The following is a 17463-nucleotide window of genomic DNA, read 5'->3' on the forward strand; positions in this document are numbered from 1 at the left end:
TGGCCGGCGCGGCGACGGCCGGCACGCGGCGCGACCCGGACGCAGTCAATTTGACAGGGACGGTTTAACGGGCGCTTACGGCGTCCAGGCCCCGCGCTCCGGACGCCCCCGAATCCGCTCCGCCGCCCCTCCCGGAAACCTCCGTCCTTGCACCGCCCCTCCGGCCCGGCGCGCCTGTCGCTGCTCTACGCCGTCGTCTTCACCGAGATCGGCATTGCGATGCCGTTCATGCCGGTCTGGCTCGACGCCCTCGGCCTCGAAGCCGGGGTGATCGGCGTGCTGCTGGCGCTGCCGATCGCCACGCGGATCGCCGCGACGGCGCCCCTGATGAGCCTGCTGGACCGCGGCCTCGGCCCGCGTCGCCTGATCCTGCTCGGCAGCCTCGCCCTCAGCCTGACCTACGCGCTGATGCCCGGCGCCGCGGGGATCGGCTGGCCCTGGCTCGCCGTGCTCGTGGTGCTCAACGCGGTCGCCGGCGCGCCGCTGGTCCCGTGCATCGACTACCTCACCCTGGCGGCCGTCCGCCGCGACGCCCGGCTCGCCTATGCGCGCATCCGGATGGCAGGCTCGATCGCCTTCCTGCTCGCCAACCTGGCGGGCGGCCTCCTGCTCTCGGCCCTGGGCGGGCGGCTCGCCGTGCCGCTGCTGCTCACCGGCCTCGCCCTGGCGGCGGGCCTCGTGGCCTGGCGCAGCCGCGCGGTGGCGACCCCGCCGCAGATGGCGGCGGGCGCTGTGCGGCCACGGCTGCCTCTGACGCTGTGGCTGTGCATCGGCGCGGCGGCCGCGATCCAGGCGAGCCACGGTGCCATCTACGGTTTCGGCAGCATCTACTGGACGAGCCACGGTATCTCGGCGGCCTGGGTCGGATCGCTCTGGGCCACCGGCGTGCTCGCCGAGATCGTGCTGTTTGCCGGCGTCTCCGCCCTGCCCGCGTCCTGGCGCAGCCCGGTGCGGCTCCTCGCGATGGGCGCCGGCGCGGCGATCCTGCGTGCGGTCGGCTTGTACGTCCTCGGCGACCGCCTCGCCGCCCTGGTGCCGCTTCAGTGTCTGCACGGCCTGACCTTCGGGGCGACGCAGCTCGGCGCCATGGCGGCGGTCTCGGCCTTCGCCCCCGAGGGCGCCCGGGGCCGGGCGCAGGGGACGCTCAGTGCGGTCAACGCGGGCATCTCCGTGGTGGCGACCCTGGTCAGCGGACTGGCCTACCAGGCCGGCGGCCCCCTCGCCTTCCTGCTGATGGCGCCGCTCGCCGCCTGCGGCCTGGGGCTGGCGCTGGCCTCCGGGCGCACCGGCCTCTTCCGCGGGGTGACGTTGGACACGGATCGTCAACCGTAATGTCGACATAACCGCACCTCAGGGTGGTGCCTCGATCGAGGAGTGAGGGTCTTGCTGAGCGAGGGCATCGCCGCCGGCGCATCGCTGCGGGACCGGTCGGCCGACGGTCGGCTGGCGCTCGACGGGCGCTGGACGGCCGATCAGGCGCCGACCGTGGAAGCCGCCGCCGCGCGCATCGCGGCGGCCGGGCTTGCCGGTCCCGTGGCGGTCGATCTGTCGGGGATCGAGCGCCTCGATACGCTGGGCGCCTGGGTGCTGGAGCGGACCCGCGCCGAGGTCGAGCAGGCGGGAAGCACCCTCACGTATCTCGGGGCGCGACCGGAGCACCGCACCCTGCTGGGCGAGGTCCGCCTGCGCGAGCCCGAAACGGCGGCGGCGCCTCGGCACGGTCCCGTCGTCGGCTTCCTCGATGGGGTCGGCCGCCAGATGGTGCGCGGGAGCCAGGAATGCGTCATCGCCCTCGCCTTCCTGGGCGAGGTGATCGCCGCGTGCGGGCGCGTCGCCCTGCGGCCGGGTACCTTCCGGGGCACCGCCCTCGTCAACCAGATCCAGCAGGTGGCGTTCAACGGCACGCCGATCATCGTGCTGATCTCGTTCCTGGTCGGCGGAATCGTCGCGCAACAGGGCATCTTCCAGCTCCAGCGCTTCGGCGCCCAGACCTTCGTGGTGAACCTGATCGGGCTCCTGATCCTGCGCGAGATGGGCGTGCTGCTCACCTCCATCATGGTCGCCGGCCGGTCCGGCTCGGCGATCACCGCCGAGATCGGCTCGATGCGCATGCGCGAGGAGGTCGATGCCCTGCGGGTCATGGGCCTCGACCCGGTCGAGATTCTGATCGTGCCGCGGGTGCTCGCCCTGATGGTCGGCCTGCCGATGCTCACGCTGATCGGCGACTTGGCCGCGCTCACCGGCGGCGGTCTCACCGCGATGCTCTACGGCGGGCTGACCCTCGATCAGTTCCTGGCCCGGCTCCAGGCGGCGGTGGGCGTGCACCACGTCATGGTGGGTCTCATCAAGGCGCCGTTCATGGCGCTCATCATCGGAATCCTCGCCACCATCGAGGGCTTCGCCGTCGAGGGCTCTGCCGAATCGCTGGGCCGCCACGTCACCGCCTCAGTCGTGAAGTCCATCTTCATGGTCATCGTCCTCGATGGATTGTTCGCGGTGTTCTTCGCTGCGATCGACTTCTGAGCCCGTCCTGATGATCGACCCCGCACTTCCCGAGACCGCCCCCGCGGGCCCAGCACCCATCATCCGCGTGCGCGATCTCGTGGTCGGATTCCGCGACCGGAACATCCTGAAGGGTCTAAGCCTCGACATCAGGCCCGGCGAGATCCTGGGTTTCGTCGGGCCGTCCGGCCAGGGCAAGTCGGTGCTGACCCGGACGATCCTCGGCCTCAACCCGAAGCGGGCCGGCACGATCGAGGTGTTCGGCCGCGACGTGGACGGCATGACCTACGCCGAGCGGCGTCGGATGGAGCAGCGCTGGGGCGTGCTGTTCCAGCAGGGCGCCCTGTTCTCGGCCCTCACCGTCAAGCAGAACATCCAGGTGCCGATGCGCGAGCACCTGAACCTGTCCGAGCGCCTGCTCGACGAGTTCGCCCGGCTCAAGATCGAGATGGTCGGGCTCAAGCCGGATGCGGCCGACAAGCTGCCCTCGGAACTGTCCGGCGGCATGATCAAGCGCGCGGCGCTCGCCCGCTCGCTGGCGCTCGATCCCGAGATCCTGTTCCTGGACGAGCCGACCTCGGGCCTCGACCCGATTGGCGCGGGCGAGTTCGACGACCTCGTCTCGACGCTCAAGGAGACGCTGGGCCTGACCGTCTTCATGGTCACCCACGACCTCGACAGCCTCTATACCGCCTGCGACCGCATCGCGGCTTTGGGCGACGGCCAGATCATCGCCGCCGGCACGATCGACGAGATGCTGGCGAGCGACCATCCCTGGCTGCGCTCGTATTTCCACGGCAAGCGGGCCCGCGCCATGACGACGGGCGTGCCGGCGCATGCCTGACCGTTTCACCTTTCTGATCCCATCTCCCTCCCGCCCGGGAGCGGGGACCCGAGGCTCGGCCGGACCCCGTCCGCCGAGCGGAACCGCAGGCTGACCGCATGGAAACCCGCGCGAACTACGCCCTCATCGGGGCCTTCACCCTCGCCGTGATCCTGGCGGGCTTCGGCACCGTGCTGTGGCTCTCCGGCGGCTCGTCGCGGCAGGTAAGCCAGACCATCCGCATCGTGTTCTCCGGCTCCGTCGGGGGGCTCTCGCGCGGTTCGAGCGTGAACTTCAACGGCATCAAGGTCGGCGAGGTCACCGATATCCGCCTCGCCCCGCAGGACCCGCGCCGGGTGCTCGCCCAGATCAAGGTCGATCCCTCGACGCCGCTCCGGGCCGACACCCGCGCCCGGCTCGATTCGGCGATGCTCACCGGCGTGTCGGTGATCTCCCTGTCGGGCGGCAACGCCGACGCGCCCGTGCTCGTCCCGATGGCCAACGGCGAGCCGCCGACGATCTTCGCCGATTCCTCCGACATGCAGGACATGATGGCGCTGGCGCGCCAGGTGGCACAGCGGGCCGACGACATGATGGCCCGTCTCGACCGGCTCGTCTCCGGCAACGAGGGCGCGATCAATCGCGCGCTCGCCAATGTCGAGACCTTCTCGAAGACCCTGGCCGATGCCGGCCCGAACATCGCGACCCTGGTCAAGGCTGTGGACGGGGCGAAGCTCGGGCGCGTGATCGACAACGCCGACCGTTTCTCGGCGGCCCTGTCCCACGCCAGCCCCGACATCGAGGCCGGCCTGCACGATGCCCGCTCGCTGGCGGCCAAGCTCAACGCCTCGGCCGACAAGATCGATGCTGTACTCAACGGCGCCGAGGGCTTCCTGGGCTCCGCCTCCGGTCAGGAGGGCTCCAGCACCTTCACGGAGATCCGCGCGGCGGCGGTCTCGGTGCGCGACGCCGGCAAGGCCTTCCGCACCATGTCGGAGAATCTCGACAAGCGCACCGCCAGCATCTCGGCCAATTTCGGCCGCCTCAGCGGCACCGGCCGCCGTGAGGTGGAGGCCCTGTCGGGCGACGGGCAGCGGACCCTCAACACCCTGAATCGCACCGTGCGCAGCCTGGAGCGCGACCCGAGCCAGGTGATTTTCGGCGGCAAGCCGTCGTTGCCCGAATACAACGGCAGCCGCTGAAATCGCCGCCCGCCGGGCCGATGTGTCCCGGCGCACGGCACGGATACGGGCGAGGCATAGTTTCTGCTGCATAGCTTTTACAGCTCCGCCGCCCGTCGGCGGGGCTCCTCAGGTTGTGCGTATGGCCCGTTCGTCCCACCTCGTAGCCGCCACGCTGCTCGCCGCCGTTCTCGGCGGCTGCGGCGGTGGCGCCACACCCCTCACCTTCGATCTCGCGGCGCTCCCCCCAGCCGGGCGACCGGTGACCGCGGGCCGCTCGATCGCGGTCTCGGAGCCGGTGGGCATCCAGCCGTTCGAGGCTGACCGGATCATCGTGCGCGAGCCCGGGGGCGCCCTCTCCTTCCTGGGCGGCGGCCAGTGGGCCGACCGGCTGCCGCGGCTGATCCAGACGCGGCTGATCCAGAGTCTGGAGAATTCCGGGCGGCTCCGCTCGGTCAGCCGACCCGGCGACAAGGTCATGGCCGACTACCAGCTGATCAGTGAGATCCGTGCCTTCGACCTCCAGGCGGGGACCGGCGAGGCGGTGGTCGACCTCTCGATGAAGCTCGTGGCCGACGGCACCGGCAAGGTGGTGGCCGCCCGGATCTTCACGGCCCGCGTGCCGGTGGCCAAGATCGACGCCGGCAACGGTGCCAGGGCCCTCGATCAGGCGCTGATCACCGTGCTGGCCGACGCGGTGCGCTGGGTGAACACGGGACGGTGACCTCCGGCCCCCGCAGCCTCACTCCATCACGGCAGCCTTCATGATCACCACCATGGTGGCCCGGGCCGGGCCTTCGGTGCAGCGCACCAAGTGGGGCCGGTCGCAGCGGTAGCGCAGGGTCTCGCCGGCCCGGGCCCGCTGCACGCTGCCGCCGATCTCGACCTCGAACGCCCCTTCCGAGACCGAGAGCGATTCCACCGAGCCGCGCTGGTGCGGGTCCGAGTCGAGCACGCCGCCGAGATCGGCCGTGACCTCGTACCATTGCAGCCACTCGATCGTCTTGACCCAGCCGATGATCGCCAGCCGCACCTTGCCGTCATCCGAGACCAGGATCGGCGTGTCCGCCCGGGAGGTCTTCTCGATGAACGGCTCCTCGTCGCCCGCCGCCAGGACCCGCTCGATCGACACGTCCAGCGCCTGGGAGAGCCGCCAGATCGTGGCGAGCGTCGGGTTGGTCTCGTTGCGCTCGATCTGGCTGATGATCGACTTGGCCACGCCCGACTGCTCGGCGAGTTCCGAGAGCGACAGATTGTAGGCCTTGCGCAAGCGCTGGATGGTCTTGCCGAGCTGGCCGGAGAGCACCTGCGCTCCGGTCAGCAGGTCGCGCCCGCGACCCCGTTCGGCCCGTTCCGCCTGATCCTGCATCGTCCCAGATCCACTGACGCCGTTCCGTTATCCGAACGAACGTGCGCTTCTTCAAACGCAATCGCCGCCCGGACGCAAGACGGACGCCCGCCCCAGAGCCTAGCGCCAGACGGCGTGGAAGTGGTGGACCGGGCCGTGGCCCGCGCCGATCGCGAGCCGATCCGCCGCCCCGAGCGCCGCCGTGAGGTAGGCCTTGGCGGAGGCAACCGCCTCGGGCAGCGGCCGGTGCATCGCGAGTCCCGCCGCGATCGCAGCCGAGAGGGTGCAGCCGGTGCCGTGGGTATTTTGAGTGGCGATCCGCGGGGCGGAGAAGGTCCGCGCCACGCCGTCGGCCGTCACGAGGTGGTCGACGCTCTCGGCACCGATCCCATGGCCGCCCTTGATCAGCACGGCGCGGGCGCCGAGCGCCACGAGCCGCCGGGCCTGGGCCTCGGCCTCCGCGTCATCCGCGGCCAGACCCTCCCCGAGCAGCACGGCGGCCTCCGGCAGGTTGGGGGTGATCAGGTCGGCGCGCGGCAGAAGCCGGTCCCGGAGCGTGGCCACGGCGTCGTCCGAGATCAGCCGGTCACCGCTGGTGGCGACCATCACGGGGTCGAGGACCACCGGGATCGTCCCGGCATGCCGCGACAGTCCGTCCGCCACCGCGGCGATCACCGCGGCCCGGGACAGCATGCCGATCTTCACGGCGTCGACCGCCAGGTCGGAGAAGACGCTGTCGATCTGCCGGGCCACGAACTCCGCCGGCACGTCGTGAATGGCCTGGACCCCGAGGGTGTTCTGGGCGGTGAGCGCCGTGATCACGCTGGCGCCGTAGATGCCGAGCGCCGAGAAGGTCTTGAGGTCGGCCTGGACGCCGGCGCCGCCACCGGAATCCGAGCCGGCGATCGTCACGGCGATCGGGCTGCGGGCACTCACCGGGTGCCCGCCCGCGCCGCCAGGGCGGCGTCGATTCCGGCGCGCAGCTCGCGGGCGCGCTGCCGCACCGGCTCCGCGCCGAACAGCGCGGTGATCACCGCCACGCCGTCCGCCCCCGCGGCGATCACCTCGGCAGCGTTGTGCAGGCCGATGCCCGCGATGGCGCCGAGCGGTAGGTCCGCACCCCGAGCGAGCCGGGCCCTGAAGGCGATGCGGGCGAAACCGTCGAGGCCGACCGGCGGGTCGGGATTGTCCTTGCTGGTGGTGGCGAACACCCCGCCGATGCAGGCATAGTCGATCGGGAGCCGGTACAGTTCGTCCGCCTGGGCGGCAGTCTTCACGGTCAGGCCGATGATCGCGCCCTCCCCCAGAAGCCGACGCGCATCGGCCGGGTGAAGATCGCTCTGGCCGAGATGCACGCCATCCGCGCCCGCCGCCAGGGCGAGATCGACCCGGTCGTTGACCAGCACCGGCACCCGGCCGCCCACGGCGGCCTGGATCGCCCGGATCCGGACGAGGGCGGCGCGGGCATCCGGGATGTCCTTCTCGCGGTACTGGAGCAGGGTGGCGCCCCCGGTCACCGCGTCGGCGGCGAGCCGTGCCAGATGCTCCCCGTCCGCGCCGCAGATCCCGACATCGAGGAGGCCGTAGAGCCGCAGGTCGACCGCCCGGGTCCCGGCCGTCGCGGAGTTCGCGCTCGCTGCCATCGTGGTCGCCTGATCCGCCCCGGCCGGCCCCGTGCCGGCCCATCTCGGGCGGCCCTGTTTGGGCAGCCGCGGCTTCGTTGGCAAGCGCGCCGCATTACCGGCCGCCCCCCCGGGCCGCGCCTGTCACGCGGCTGCGGGTCGAAACGCCCGGCCGCCCGTGCTGGGTCGCCGCGCTCCGCTCGAGAAGACGGCGAGCCCCCTCAACCGGAAGCCGGATCACACCGCCGCGTTGACGCGCGGCGATCCTGTGCCCCTATAGGCCGTGATCCGCTTTGGGACCCCGCCCCCGGCGGGAGAGGTTTTCGAGGGACGATGACGGTCGGCGAGGCGCAGACGGGTGCGCGCGGGGCGCAGGCCCTGCCGGAGCGCTCCTCCGTGGGCCTCGTCGCGGTGATCGTCGCGGCGACCAAGGGAGAGCCGCGCGCCCTGACGATTCGGGTCCCGGACCAGGCGCCGGGCCGCGGCGACGGCCTGCCGGCGGGGCCCCTCGTGCCCGAGCACGCCACCCTGGAGCGCGGCCTGCGCGCCTGGGTTGAGCGGCAGACGCACCAGCGCCTCGGCTACGTCGAGCAGCTCTACACCTTCGGCGACCGCGACCGCTCCGGGAGTTCGGACATGTCGGGCGTGCACTCGCTCTCGGTGGCCTATCTCGCCCTGGTCCGCGAGGAGCGCCCGGCCGGCCTCGCCGAGGCCGCGTGGCAGAACTGGTACCGCTACCTGCCCTACGAGGATTTCCGGCAGGGCCGGCCGCCCCAGCTCGACGCCATCGAGCCGCGGCTCGCGGCCTGGGCGGCCGAGCCCGCGGATTGCGCCACCCGGACCCGCCGCCTCGACCGTCTCGGCCTCACCTTCGGGATGAACGGCGGCACCTGGAACGAGGAACGCGTGCTGGAGCGCTACGAATTGCTGTTCGAGGCCGGCCTGATCCCCGAGGCCCGGGGCAATGCCGGTCCGGCGGTGCCGAACGACCCGGCCGGCGTGCCCATGGCCTTCGACCACCGCCGGGTGCTGGCGACCGCGATCGGGCGGCTGCGCGGCAAGATCAAGTACCGCCCGGTGGTGTTCGAGCTGATGCCGCCGGCCTTCACCCTGCTCCAGCTCCAGCGCACCGTCGAGGCGCTGTCGGGCACGCAGCTGCACAAGCAGAATTTTCGACGGCTCGTGGCCCAGCAGGGGCTGGTGGAGGAGACGGAGGCGATCACCAGCGGCACCGCCGGCCGCCCGGCGCGCTTGGTGCGCTTCCGGCGGGAGGTTTTGCTGGAGCGCCCGGCGCCGGGGCTGCGGCTGCCGTCGCGGCGGGTGGGGTGATGCGGAGCGGTTGAGGATCGGGAGCGGCTTCTAAAGTGCCGATCGGCAGCTCGACGGTGCCACGGCTGCTATGGGCGGGTTTCGGACCGTCTGCCGCAGCCGCTTTGCGACCTGTAGCAGGCCCCGGCTTACGCACCGATCCGCGTCGACGACGGCGGATCGAATACGAGCGTCGCCCGGCCGCCCCTAACCATACGTATGATCCTCAGCAGGGAACCGCCCGGCCCGCACCTCGTCCGCGTAGGCCTTCACGGCCTCCTCGATATGCGCCCGCAGCGACCCGAACTGCCGGACGAATTTCGGCGTGCGCTCGGAGAGGCCGAGCATGTCCTCCAGCACCAGGATCTGCCCGTCGCACACCGCCGAGGCGCCGATGCCGATGGTGGCGGCGGTGACCCGCGGCGAGGTCGCGATGGCCCGGGCCACCGGCTCGACGATGCCCTCCAGCACGATCGCGAAGGCCCCCGCCTCGGAGATCGCGCGGGCATCCTCCAGGAGGCGGCGCTCGTCATCCGGCGCTCGGCCCTGCACCTTGAAGCCGCCCATCGTGTTCACCGCCTGGGGGGTGAGGCCGATATGGCCCATCACCGGCACGCCGCGCTGGACCAGGAACGCCACCGTCTCGGCGAAGTGGGCACCCCCCTCCATCTTGATCGCGCCGGCGCCGGTCTCCTTGAGGACCCGGGAGGCGCTGAGAAAGGCCTGCTCCCGGCTTGCCTCGTAGGAGCCGAACGGCATGTCGACCACCACCAGCGCCTTCTCGGTGCCGCGGATCACCGCCTGGGCCTGCAGGATCATCATCTCCAGGGTCACGGGAATGGTCGATTCCATCCCGTGCATCACCATGCCCAGCGAGTCGCCCACGAGGATGAAGTCGCAATAGGGATCGACGATGCCGGCGGTGTGGGCATGGTAGGCGGTGAGCGCGATGATCTTGCGCCCCTCGGCCTTGCGCTTGCCGATATCCACCGCCCTCAGCCGGCGCGACTGAACGACCTGCGACATGCTTCAGTCCTCTTTCGGCTCATCGGGGTCGGGCGCGGGGTCACTCTCCCGTTCGAGCCACCGGATTCACACACCGGGTTCGGCAGCGAGCGTCTGAAGCCACCACGCCGTTTCCTCCCCCGAGAGGCCGGACGGAGACGCGCGTGTTCGGCCGCTGTGCCTATCCGTCGACGGCGTGAGACTCCGCTGTCCCGCACAGGAGAAGGCGGCACGTCCCGCCTCTTGAGCCCTCTCTTACAACGCCCAGACCCGCGGGTCAGCGCCCCGTCTGCGGATCGGCTCCCACCTTCCAGGCTGGATCCTCGCGCAGGTTCGCAGTCTCGCGCTTGTCCTGCCAGCCCTCGACGCCCTCGGGGAACCAGCGCACGCCGGTATACCCCTTCCGCACGAGCCGCTTGCCGGCGTTCCAGCTGCCCCAGCACTCCACATGGCAGAACACGACGACCGGCCTGCCCGTGTCGCCGCCGGTCAGCTGGGCCACACGGGCGTAGAACAGGGCCTCGCGCTCCGGGGCCAGCGGCTCGGCCCCGGCCTCCGGCATCCAGACCGCCCCGGGGATCGAGGGATGCACCGGCAGCCAGAGGCGGCCGGCGGGGAAGTTCGACGGCTTGCGGTCGGGTGCGGCCACGTCGATCAGCACCGGCTTGTCCGGCCCCGCGACCAGGGCGGCCAGCGCCTCGGCATCGATCACCGCGGCACCCTTCAGGGTCGCCGGCGTGTAGCCCTTCGGCGGCCCGGCATAGAGCCCCTCGGGCTCCGGCACGTTCACGGGGGAATCGGCCGGCGCGGCGGCGAGGCAAGTGGCGGCGGCCAGCGCCGCCGCGAGCCGGCCGATCAGGGACGCGCGTCGCATGCTCAGTTCGTCGGGCTCGGCGGGTTGAAGCTGTGCTGCCAGCTCCCCCCGGCATTGTCGCTCGCCGAAACCCGGATCGGCTTGCCGTCGGGCTTGAACGCGAAGTTGATCACCGGGTTCGAGGCGATCGAGATGTCGCCCGTCATGGTGAACACGGTCCGGTCGCCCGCCGACACGGTCAGCTTGTCGATGTAGCGGGCCGGCGTGTAGTCGCGGGTGACCTGGTTCATCTGCATGCCCGAGAAGTTCGGGTGGCGGATCATCAGCGTCGCCTCGACGGGCTTGCCGGGCTGGGAGTCGGCGAACTTCATGCGCATGTCGCCCATGCCCTTCATGGCCTCCTCGTCGCTCATGCCCATCGGGGCGGAGCAGCCGCCCGACGCCTTCACGAACTGCTTGGCCTCGTAGAGCTTGCCGTCCTGGGTCTCCACCACGGCGTGCATGTCGGTGTAGTTGTTGACCCGCACGCGCAGCTTCAGCTCCGCCGGGTCGGCGGCCGGGCCGAACTCGAACTTCGCCGCATAGGGGGCCGGGTTGTCGTCGATGATCAGCGACACCGCCTTGATCCGCCCGTCATCCGGCATGGTCAGGGTGATCGGCACCAGGGCGGCGTCCAGTGCGCGGCCCGGCGCGTCGATCTTCACCAGGCTGTCGGTGGTCTCGATGCGGCGGTCGCCGAAGATCGACTTGGCGATCTCCTGCCAGCGGGCAGCCCGCTCCTGGTCGGAGTCGGAGGCGCCGGCGGCCCGCGCGGCTCCGGCGACGGACCCGGACAGGGCGGCCGTCGCGAGGGCGAGGGCGAGGGCGAACGTGGGGGCTGCCTTGCGGTCTGTCCTGGTCATCATGGCGTTTCTCCCGGTTCGATCTGATATGGAGTTTCGAAAACCTATTCCCACTCGAGTTCCTGGTAGGCCACGGTGACGTTGCGGCCGTTATAGGTGTCGAACAGCGCCCACTTGTCCCGCTGGTCCTGGGCGACGCTGGCCACCGCCTTCTCGATCGGGACATCCTTGGCGATCGCCGCCCGGGTGCCATCGCGCAGGGCGATCAGGTAGCCCGTGAGGTCGGCGAGCGCCGGGGCGAGATCGACCGCGACCGGCCCGTGGCCCGGCACCGCGCGGGTCGCCCCCATGGCCTTCAGCCGCTCGGCCTCCTTGAGCCAGCCCCTCAGGCTGCCGTCCAGCGACGGGATGCGGTTCACGAACAGCAGGTCGGCGGGAAACAGTAATCCGCTGCCGGATTCGATCATCGACAGGTCGCAGGTGGTGTGGGCCGGCCCGTGTGCCGTGACGGTCAGGCGGCGGTCGCCGAGGTCGATCTCGGCGGTGTCGGCCACGCTGAGCGTCGGATAGACCACCGGCCCGGTGCGATCCTCGCCGAGCAGGTCGACCAGGCGCTTGCGGTAGAACTCGCCCCGAGCCCCCAGGGCCTCGGCGAGCTTGGCGTGGCCGATGAAGACCGGCTTGTCCTGCACGAACGCCCCGGCCCCGAAGACGTGGTCCGGATGAACGTGGCTCAGGACCACGTGGGTGATCGGCTTGGTCGTGCGCTTGGCGATCTCTGCGCGCAGCCATTGCCCGTCGGCCAGGCTGCCGCCGGACTCGGTGACGAGCACGCCGGTGCGGCCGATCAGGAAGCCGATATTGGCGATGGCGTCGGCGTTGTCGGGCGTGGCGTCGGCGATCAGGCCCTTGCGCACGAAGATGCCGGGCCCGACCTCATCCATCGTGAAGGCGTCGGCGGCGCGGCCCAGCGTGGGCAGGCAGCAGAGACAGAGGCCGGCGAACAAGGCGTGACGCCGCGACAGGGGCCGGCCCGGGGCGACATATTCCCCTGGACGGACGGCGGATGCCGTCATACCGGAACCTCCCTGTTTTCGTTGCCTACCATTAAGTAGGTAGATCTTTGGTCCGTCAAGTGGCAGACAGACGAACGGGCGCCGGCCGGTCACACGTTCGCGCGAGCCCGAAGAGACGATTTTCGTGCGATGCGAGACACCCGCGCCGAGCTGCTGAGTCAGGCCGAGACCCTGGTCCGGGGCCGCGGCTATGCCGGGTTCAGCTACGCCGATCTCGCCGAGGCGGTGGGCATCCGCAAGGCGAGCATCCACCACCATTTCCCCACCAAGGTCGATCTCGGCGCCGCCTTGGTGGCGGCCTACGCGGCCCGCTACGCCGCCGCCCTCGCGGCGATCCGCGCGGAGGTGCCGGACGGGCCGGGCCGGGTAGCGGCCTATGGCCGGCTCTATCTCGGCGGGGTCGAGCAGGGACTCGGCTGCCTCTGCGCCGCATTGGCCATCGAGGGCGCGGCGCTTCCCGAACGCCTGCGCGGGGATATCGCGGCGTTCTTCGAGGGGCACCTGGCCTGGCTGGAATCGGTCCTGCGCGCGGGGCAGGCCGACGGCAACGTGCGCGCGGGCCCGGATCCGGCGGCGCTCGCCCGTTACGTCATCGCCACCCTGGAGGGGGCGCTCCTGATGGAGCGCCTGTTCGCGAGCCCCACGGCGTTCGAGGGAACGCTGGCGGTGCTGGTCGACGGACTCAGGCCGCGGTGAAGCGTGCGAAGCCCTCCGCGCGCAATTTGCAGGCCGGACAGGTGCCGCAACCGTAGCCCCAGGAGTGGCGCTCCCCGCGTTCCCCGAGATAGCAGGTGTGGCTGTCCTCGACGATCAGGTCGACCAAGTCCCGCCCGCCCAGCGCCTCTGCGAGGCTCCAGGTCTGCGCCTTGTCGAGCCACATCAGCGGGGTGTGCAGCACGAACCGGCGCTCCATGCCGAGGTTGAGCGCGACCTGCAAAGCCTTGATCGTGTCGTCCCGGCAATCGGGATAGCCGGAATAATCGGTCTCGCACATGCCGCCGACCACGTGCCGGATGCCGCGGCGATAGGCGAGCGCCGCCGCGAAGGTCAGGAACACGATGTTGCGGCCGGGCACGAAGGTGTTGGGCAGGCCCGAGGCCTCGAAGCCGATCGCGGACTCCCGGGTCAGCGCCGTCTCGGAGATTTTTCCCAGGGCGTCGAGCGCGACCGTATGGTCCTCGCCGAGGCGCCCGACCCAGGCGGGATCGATGCGGCCCATGCCGTCCCGGAGGACGGCCCGGCGGTCGAGCTCGACCCGGTGGCGCTGGCCGTAATCGAAGCCCAGGGTCTCGACATGGTCGAACCGGTCCAGCGCCCAGGCGAGGCAGGTGGCCGAATCCTGGCCGCCGGAGAACAGCACCAGCGCCGCGCCGTCGCCCAGGATCGCGGCCTCAGTCGCCATCGTATTCGGCCCAGGACATCGGCGTCTCCGCCACCCGCACGCGAGCGAGCCCCGGCAGGTCCGGCTGCAGGCGATGCCAGATCCAGGCCGCGATGTTCTCGGCAGTCGGGTTCTCCAGGCCCTCGATCTCGTTGAGGCAATGGTGGTCGAGCCGCGCCAGCAGCGGGCCGAAGATGTTTTCGATGTCGTAGAAGTCGATCACCCAGCCCGTGTGGGGATCCACCGGCCCGGCGACCGTCAGCTCGACCCGGTAGGAATGGCCATGCATCCGGTGGCAGCGATGCGTCGCGGGCACGTTCGGCAGCCGGTGCGCCGCCTCGAAGGTGAAGGCTTGGGTGATGTTCATCGGTTTCGTCGCAGCGATCCCACCCGCACCCTCATCCTGAGGTGCCCGCCGATCGGAGATCGCCGGGCCTCGAAGGAGCCTTCCAGCGCCCGCCGCGAGTTCTGGAGCCCTCCTTCGAGGGCTCCGCTTCGCTGCGCCACCTCAGGATGAGGTGATCTGGAGGGCGGATGCGGGATCGACGGATCCGTTATCGGTTCGCACGGATCATAGCATCGAATCGCGCCCCGCGCGCCTACCCGACGCTCTTCTCGGAGACACCCGCCTGCGCGAAGGTCGCCATGCCGGTGTGGCAGGCGAGCGCACCCTTGAGCAGGCCGATCGCCATGGCGGCGCCCGATGCCTCGCCAAGCCGCATGCCGAGCGCCAGCAGGGGCACGAGGCCGAGCCGCTCCAGCACCTCCGCGTGGACGCCCTCCGCAGAGACGTGGCCGGCCAGGCAATGGTCCAGGGCGGTCGGGTCGACGGCGTGGAGCACGGCCGCCGCTGCGGTCGCCACGTAGCCGTCGAGCACCACCGGGATGCGCTGCAGCCGCGCCGCCAGGATCGCCCCGGCCATCGCGGCGATCTCCCGGCCGCCGAGCCGGGCGAGCACCTGGAGCGGGTCGCCGAGCTGTCCGGCATGGTGGGCAAGCGCCGCCTCCACGGCCGAGACCTTCCGGGCCAGCCCGTCCCGGTCCACGCCGGTGCCGCGTCCGACCCAATGGGCGGGGTCGCCGCCGAACAGGGCGGCGTAGAGGGCGGCCGCCACCGTGGTGTTGCCGATGCCCATCTCGCCGATGCCGAGACAGTCGGTGCCGGCGGCCACAGCCTCCATGCCGAAGGCCATGGTCGCCACAGTGGCACGCTCGTCGAGCGCCGGGCCCTCGGTGATGTCGCCGGTCGGCATGTCGAGGGCGAGGTCGAAGACCTTGAAGCCGAGTCCGTAGGCCGCGCAGATCTGGTTGATCGCCGCCCCGCCGGCCGCGAAGTTGTCGAGCATCTGCCGGTTGACCGCATCCGGGAAGGCCGAGACGCCCTTGCGCGTGATCCCGTGGCTGCCGGCGAAGACGCAGACCAGCGGCCGATCGAGGCTCGGCGGGGCCTTGCCCTGCCAGGCCGCCAGCCACGATACGAGGCTCTCCAGCCGTCCGAGGGAGCCCGCGGGCTTGGTCAGGGTCGCGTCCCGGGCGGCCACGGCGGCCTGCGTGTCCCGGTCGGGACCCGGCATCGCCTTAAGCAGGTTGCGGATGTCGTCGAACGGGCCCGGGTTGGCCGGGGCGGAGTCGGTCATGGCGACGATCATTTCCTGTGGGCACCCCGAGACCGGGAGACGGAGTCGTATCGGGGCGACTATAGTGGATGCCCGCCGTCTTACCGTTCGAGATCGGCTCGCTCCACCGGAGCGCGGTGGCGGGGGCTGCGAGAGACCGCGATGGACAGGCAGACCGGCGGTGAAGCCGACTGGCCCGGGCGCGGCGCCCTCTACGACCTCGCCGGGTGCCTCCGTTTCTACTCGCGCCTGCCGGTGCCGCAACTGCCCGGCGAGCCCGACCCACACCGGAGCCCCGATTTCACCACCCTGCCGCGGATGCTGCCGCTGGCCGGCCTGATCCTCGCCCTTCCCGCTGCTCTCATCCTCGCGGCCGCCTGGTGGATCGGGCTCGGGCCGTTCCTCGCCGCTACGCTGGCGGTCACCGTCATGGTGGTGGCGACTGGGGCGCTCCACGAGGACGGGTTGGCCGACGTGGCGGACGGTTTCGGCGGCGGCACGACGCGCGAGCGGCGGCTGGAGATCATGCGTGACAGCCGCATCGGCGCCTTTGGCGGAGCGGCCCTGGTCCTGGCGCTGGCCCTGCGCATCGGTGCGCTGGCGACGCTCCTCGACCGCACAGGCCATGCCGCGGCCACCGCACTCCTCCTCGCCGCCGCAGTGTCGCGGCTCGCCGCGCTCGCCCCGATGGTGCTCCTGCCGCCGGCGCGGCCCGGCGGCCTTTCCGCATCGGTAGGCCGTCCGAACCGGGCGAGCCTGACGGTGGCCCTCGGAATCTGTCTCGTGGTCGCGCTCTTTGCCGTGCCTCTCGGCCTGCCGGTCCATGGCGTCGCGCTGATGATCCTGTTCGCCGGCCTCGCCGCCCTCGCCCTCACCCGGCTCGCGCGCCGCAAAATCGGCGGCCAGACCGGCGACGTGATCGGCGCCTGCCAGCAAGTCTCCGAGATCGCCGCCCTGCTGGCCCTCGTGGCCGCGGTCGCGGATTGATGCGGCATCCGGGGCCTTGATCGGGCCACGATCCGGCGGCCATGGATCGGCGATGCCGCCCGCGACAAAACCATCCTCCCCCTGCACCAAGCTCTGCGTGCTCGACGCGGCGACCGACCTGTGCCGCGGTTGCGGGCGCAGCCGCGACGAGATCGCCGCCTGGGGCTCGATGCCGGAGGCCCGACGCCGCGCCATCATGGCCGGGCTCGAAGTCCGGATGCGCGACGCCCATCTGATTCCCCGGGAGGAGCCTCTGCCGTCATGATCTATCTCGGGGTCGCCGCCGTCGCGCTCGTCGCCGCCGTGCTGGTCCTCACCGACGGCAGCGACAGCATCGGCGGTGTGATCGAGCCCGACCACCTCGCCGGCCTCGCGTGGACGGGCGGCATCCTGATCCTCGTGGTCGCCGGGTATTGGCGGCAGTTCACCGCCTCCCTCGGCCCGAACCTGCGCGCGCTGCTGGCCTGGGCGCTGGTCGGCCTCGCGCTCGTGATCGGCTACAGCTACCGCGACCGGATCCAGGGCGTCAGCGCCCGGGTTCTCGGCGATCTCCGGCCCGGCTCGGCGGTGTCCGGCGCCGGCGGCGTCGTCACGATCACCCGGCGGGCGGACGGCGACTTCCGGGTCGACGCGGAGGTTAACGGGCGCGTGCAGCCGTTCCTGTTCGACACCGGGGCGAGCAGCGTGGTGCTGACCGCCGAGAATGCCGCGTCCCTCGGCATCACGCCGGAGCCCTCCGCCTTCACCGCCCGGGTCTCCACCGCCAACGGCATCGCCTATGCGGCGCCGATCCAGCTGGATTCGCTCGGCGTCGGCACGATCACCGAGCGGCGCGTCAACGCCATGGTGGCGCGGCCCGGCACGCTCGCCGGCAACCTGCTGGGCCAGACCTTCCTGACGCGCCTGTCCGGCTACGAGGTCCGCGGCGACCGGCTGATCCTCAGCCCGCCCTGAGGGC

The 17463-nt window shown here is 71.4% G+C and carries 20 protein-coding genes; 10 read left to right on the forward strand and 10 right to left on the reverse strand.

Translation table 11 applies throughout. The features are described 5' to 3' along the window. Positions 1-147: 147 nt before the first annotated feature. From Q8W67_RS04905 to Q8W67_RS04925, 5 genes are all read left to right on the forward strand, one after another. The gene (locus Q8W67_RS04905; RefSeq protein WP_305541570.1) at positions 148-1332 is read left to right on the forward strand and encodes an MFS transporter; all 1185 of its coding nucleotides are present in this window, start codon (positions 148-150) and stop codon (positions 1330-1332) included. A 51-nt stretch (positions 1333-1383) separates the two neighbouring features. Then, entirely contained in the window at positions 1384-2523 is a 1140-nt protein-coding gene (locus Q8W67_RS04910) for an MlaE family lipid ABC transporter permease subunit (RefSeq protein ID WP_305541854.1), read from the forward strand. 10 nt (positions 2524-2533) lie between these two features. Then, positions 2534-3346 carry an ABC transporter ATP-binding protein gene (locus Q8W67_RS04915; protein ID WP_305541572.1) on the forward strand — a complete coding sequence of 271 codons (813 nt, stop codon included), beginning with the start codon at positions 2534-2536 and terminating at the stop codon, positions 3344-3346. Between the two features lie 98 nt (positions 3347-3444). Then, entirely contained in the window at positions 3445-4527 is a 1083-nt protein-coding gene (locus Q8W67_RS04920) for an MlaD family protein (RefSeq protein WP_305541575.1), read from the forward strand. A 121-nt stretch (positions 4528-4648) separates the two neighbouring features. Beyond that, positions 4649-5230 carry an ABC-type transport auxiliary lipoprotein family protein gene (locus tag Q8W67_RS04925; protein WP_305541577.1) on the forward strand — a complete coding sequence of 194 codons (582 nt, stop codon included), beginning with the start codon at positions 4649-4651 and terminating at the stop codon, positions 5228-5230. A gap of 18 nt (positions 5231-5248) precedes the next feature. On the opposite strand, the gene Q8W67_RS04930 is transcribed toward Q8W67_RS04925, so the two are convergent. The 3 genes from Q8W67_RS04930 to thiE form a co-directional block, all read right to left on the reverse strand. Beyond that, positions 5249-5875, reverse strand: coding sequence for a helix-turn-helix domain-containing protein (locus Q8W67_RS04930; protein WP_305541580.1), 627 nt, complete (start codon positions 5873-5875; stop codon positions 5249-5251). A gap of 99 nt (positions 5876-5974) precedes the next feature. After that, positions 5975-6790 (reverse strand): bifunctional hydroxymethylpyrimidine kinase/phosphomethylpyrimidine kinase, encoded by an 816-nt coding sequence (gene thiD / locus Q8W67_RS04935; protein WP_305541582.1) that lies wholly within the window; start codon positions 6788-6790, stop codon positions 5975-5977. Further along, a complete protein-coding gene (thiE, locus tag Q8W67_RS04940) occupies positions 6787-7497 on the reverse strand; it encodes a thiamine phosphate synthase (protein ID WP_305541586.1) in 711 nt (236 codons plus the stop codon). Before thiE ends, thiD begins: the two co-directional genes overlap by 4 nt. Positions 7498-7809: 312 nt before the next feature. On the opposite strand from thiE, the gene Q8W67_RS04945 reads away from it, so the two are divergent. Further along, entirely contained in the window at positions 7810-8805 is a 996-nt protein-coding gene (locus Q8W67_RS04945; protein WP_305541589.1) for a hypothetical protein, read from the forward strand. 186 nt (positions 8806-8991) lie between these two features. Here Q8W67_RS04945 and panB read toward each other — a convergent pair whose 3' ends face one another. The 4 genes from panB to Q8W67_RS04965 all read right to left on the reverse strand — a co-directional run bounded on the left by panB (position 8992) and on the right by Q8W67_RS04965 (position 12521). After that, a complete protein-coding gene (gene panB / locus Q8W67_RS04950) occupies positions 8992-9810 on the reverse strand; it encodes a 3-methyl-2-oxobutanoate hydroxymethyltransferase (protein ID WP_305541592.1) in 819 nt (272 codons plus the stop codon). 256 nt (positions 9811-10066) lie between these two features. Beyond that, positions 10067-10663: a rhodanese-like domain-containing protein gene (locus Q8W67_RS04955; RefSeq protein ID WP_305541594.1), complete on the reverse strand. Its 597-nt coding sequence runs from the start codon at positions 10661-10663 to the stop codon at positions 10067-10069. A gap of 2 nt (positions 10664-10665) precedes the next feature. Continuing rightward, the gene (locus tag Q8W67_RS04960) at positions 10666-11505 is read right to left on the reverse strand and encodes a quinoprotein dehydrogenase-associated SoxYZ-like carrier (RefSeq protein ID WP_305541858.1); all 840 of its coding nucleotides are present in this window, start codon (positions 11503-11505) and stop codon (positions 10666-10668) included. A 44-nt stretch (positions 11506-11549) separates the two neighbouring features. After that, a complete protein-coding gene (locus tag Q8W67_RS04965; protein WP_305541598.1) occupies positions 11550-12521 on the reverse strand; it encodes a quinoprotein relay system zinc metallohydrolase 2 in 972 nt (323 codons plus the stop codon). A gap of 129 nt (positions 12522-12650) precedes the next feature. Between Q8W67_RS04965 and Q8W67_RS04970 the strand changes: the two genes are divergently transcribed. Then, complete coding sequence (locus tag Q8W67_RS04970) at positions 12651-13217, forward strand: TetR/AcrR family transcriptional regulator (protein ID WP_305541601.1); 567 nt, start codon at positions 12651-12653, stop codon at positions 13215-13217. Here Q8W67_RS04970 and queC read toward each other — a convergent pair. From queC to cobT, 3 genes are all read right to left on the reverse strand, one after another. Further along, positions 13204-13923: a 7-cyano-7-deazaguanine synthase QueC gene (queC, locus tag Q8W67_RS04975; RefSeq protein WP_305541604.1), complete on the reverse strand. Its 720-nt coding sequence runs from the start codon at positions 13921-13923 to the stop codon at positions 13204-13206. The genes Q8W67_RS04970 and queC overlap by 14 nt on opposite strands. Beyond that, complete coding sequence (gene queD / locus Q8W67_RS04980; protein ID WP_305541608.1) at positions 13913-14269, reverse strand: 6-carboxytetrahydropterin synthase QueD; 357 nt, start codon at positions 14267-14269, stop codon at positions 13913-13915. The genes queC and queD overlap by 11 nt, the downstream gene beginning before the upstream one ends. 232 nt (positions 14270-14501) lie before the next feature. Further along, positions 14502-15539, reverse strand: coding sequence for a nicotinate-nucleotide--dimethylbenzimidazole phosphoribosyltransferase (gene cobT / locus Q8W67_RS04985; RefSeq protein WP_305541611.1), 1038 nt, complete (start codon positions 15537-15539; stop codon positions 14502-14504). A 141-nt stretch (positions 15540-15680) separates the two neighbouring features. Here cobT and cobS point away from each other — a divergent pair, with 141 nt between their 5' ends. Genes cobS through Q8W67_RS05000 form a run of 3 tightly spaced genes read left to right on the forward strand, consistent with a single transcriptional unit; the run spans position 15681 to position 17459 of the window. Next, the gene (cobS, locus tag Q8W67_RS04990) at positions 15681-16505 is read left to right on the forward strand and encodes an adenosylcobinamide-GDP ribazoletransferase (protein WP_305541614.1); all 825 of its coding nucleotides are present in this window, start codon (positions 15681-15683) and stop codon (positions 16503-16505) included. A gap of 52 nt (positions 16506-16557) precedes the next feature. Then, positions 16558-16770, forward strand: a complete 213-nt coding sequence (locus Q8W67_RS04995) for a DUF1289 domain-containing protein (RefSeq protein WP_305541625.1) — start codon at positions 16558-16560, stop codon at positions 16768-16770. Then, positions 16767-17459: a TIGR02281 family clan AA aspartic protease gene (locus tag Q8W67_RS05000; RefSeq protein ID WP_305541628.1), complete on the forward strand. Its 693-nt coding sequence runs from the start codon at positions 16767-16769 to the stop codon at positions 17457-17459. The genes Q8W67_RS04995 and Q8W67_RS05000 overlap by 4 nt, the downstream gene beginning before the upstream one ends. Positions 17460-17463 lie beyond the last annotated feature (4 nt).

The organism is Methylobacterium sp. NEAU K (assembly GCF_030700285.1).
In the GTDB taxonomy this organism is placed as follows: domain Bacteria; phylum Pseudomonadota; class Alphaproteobacteria; order Rhizobiales; family Beijerinckiaceae; genus Methylobacterium.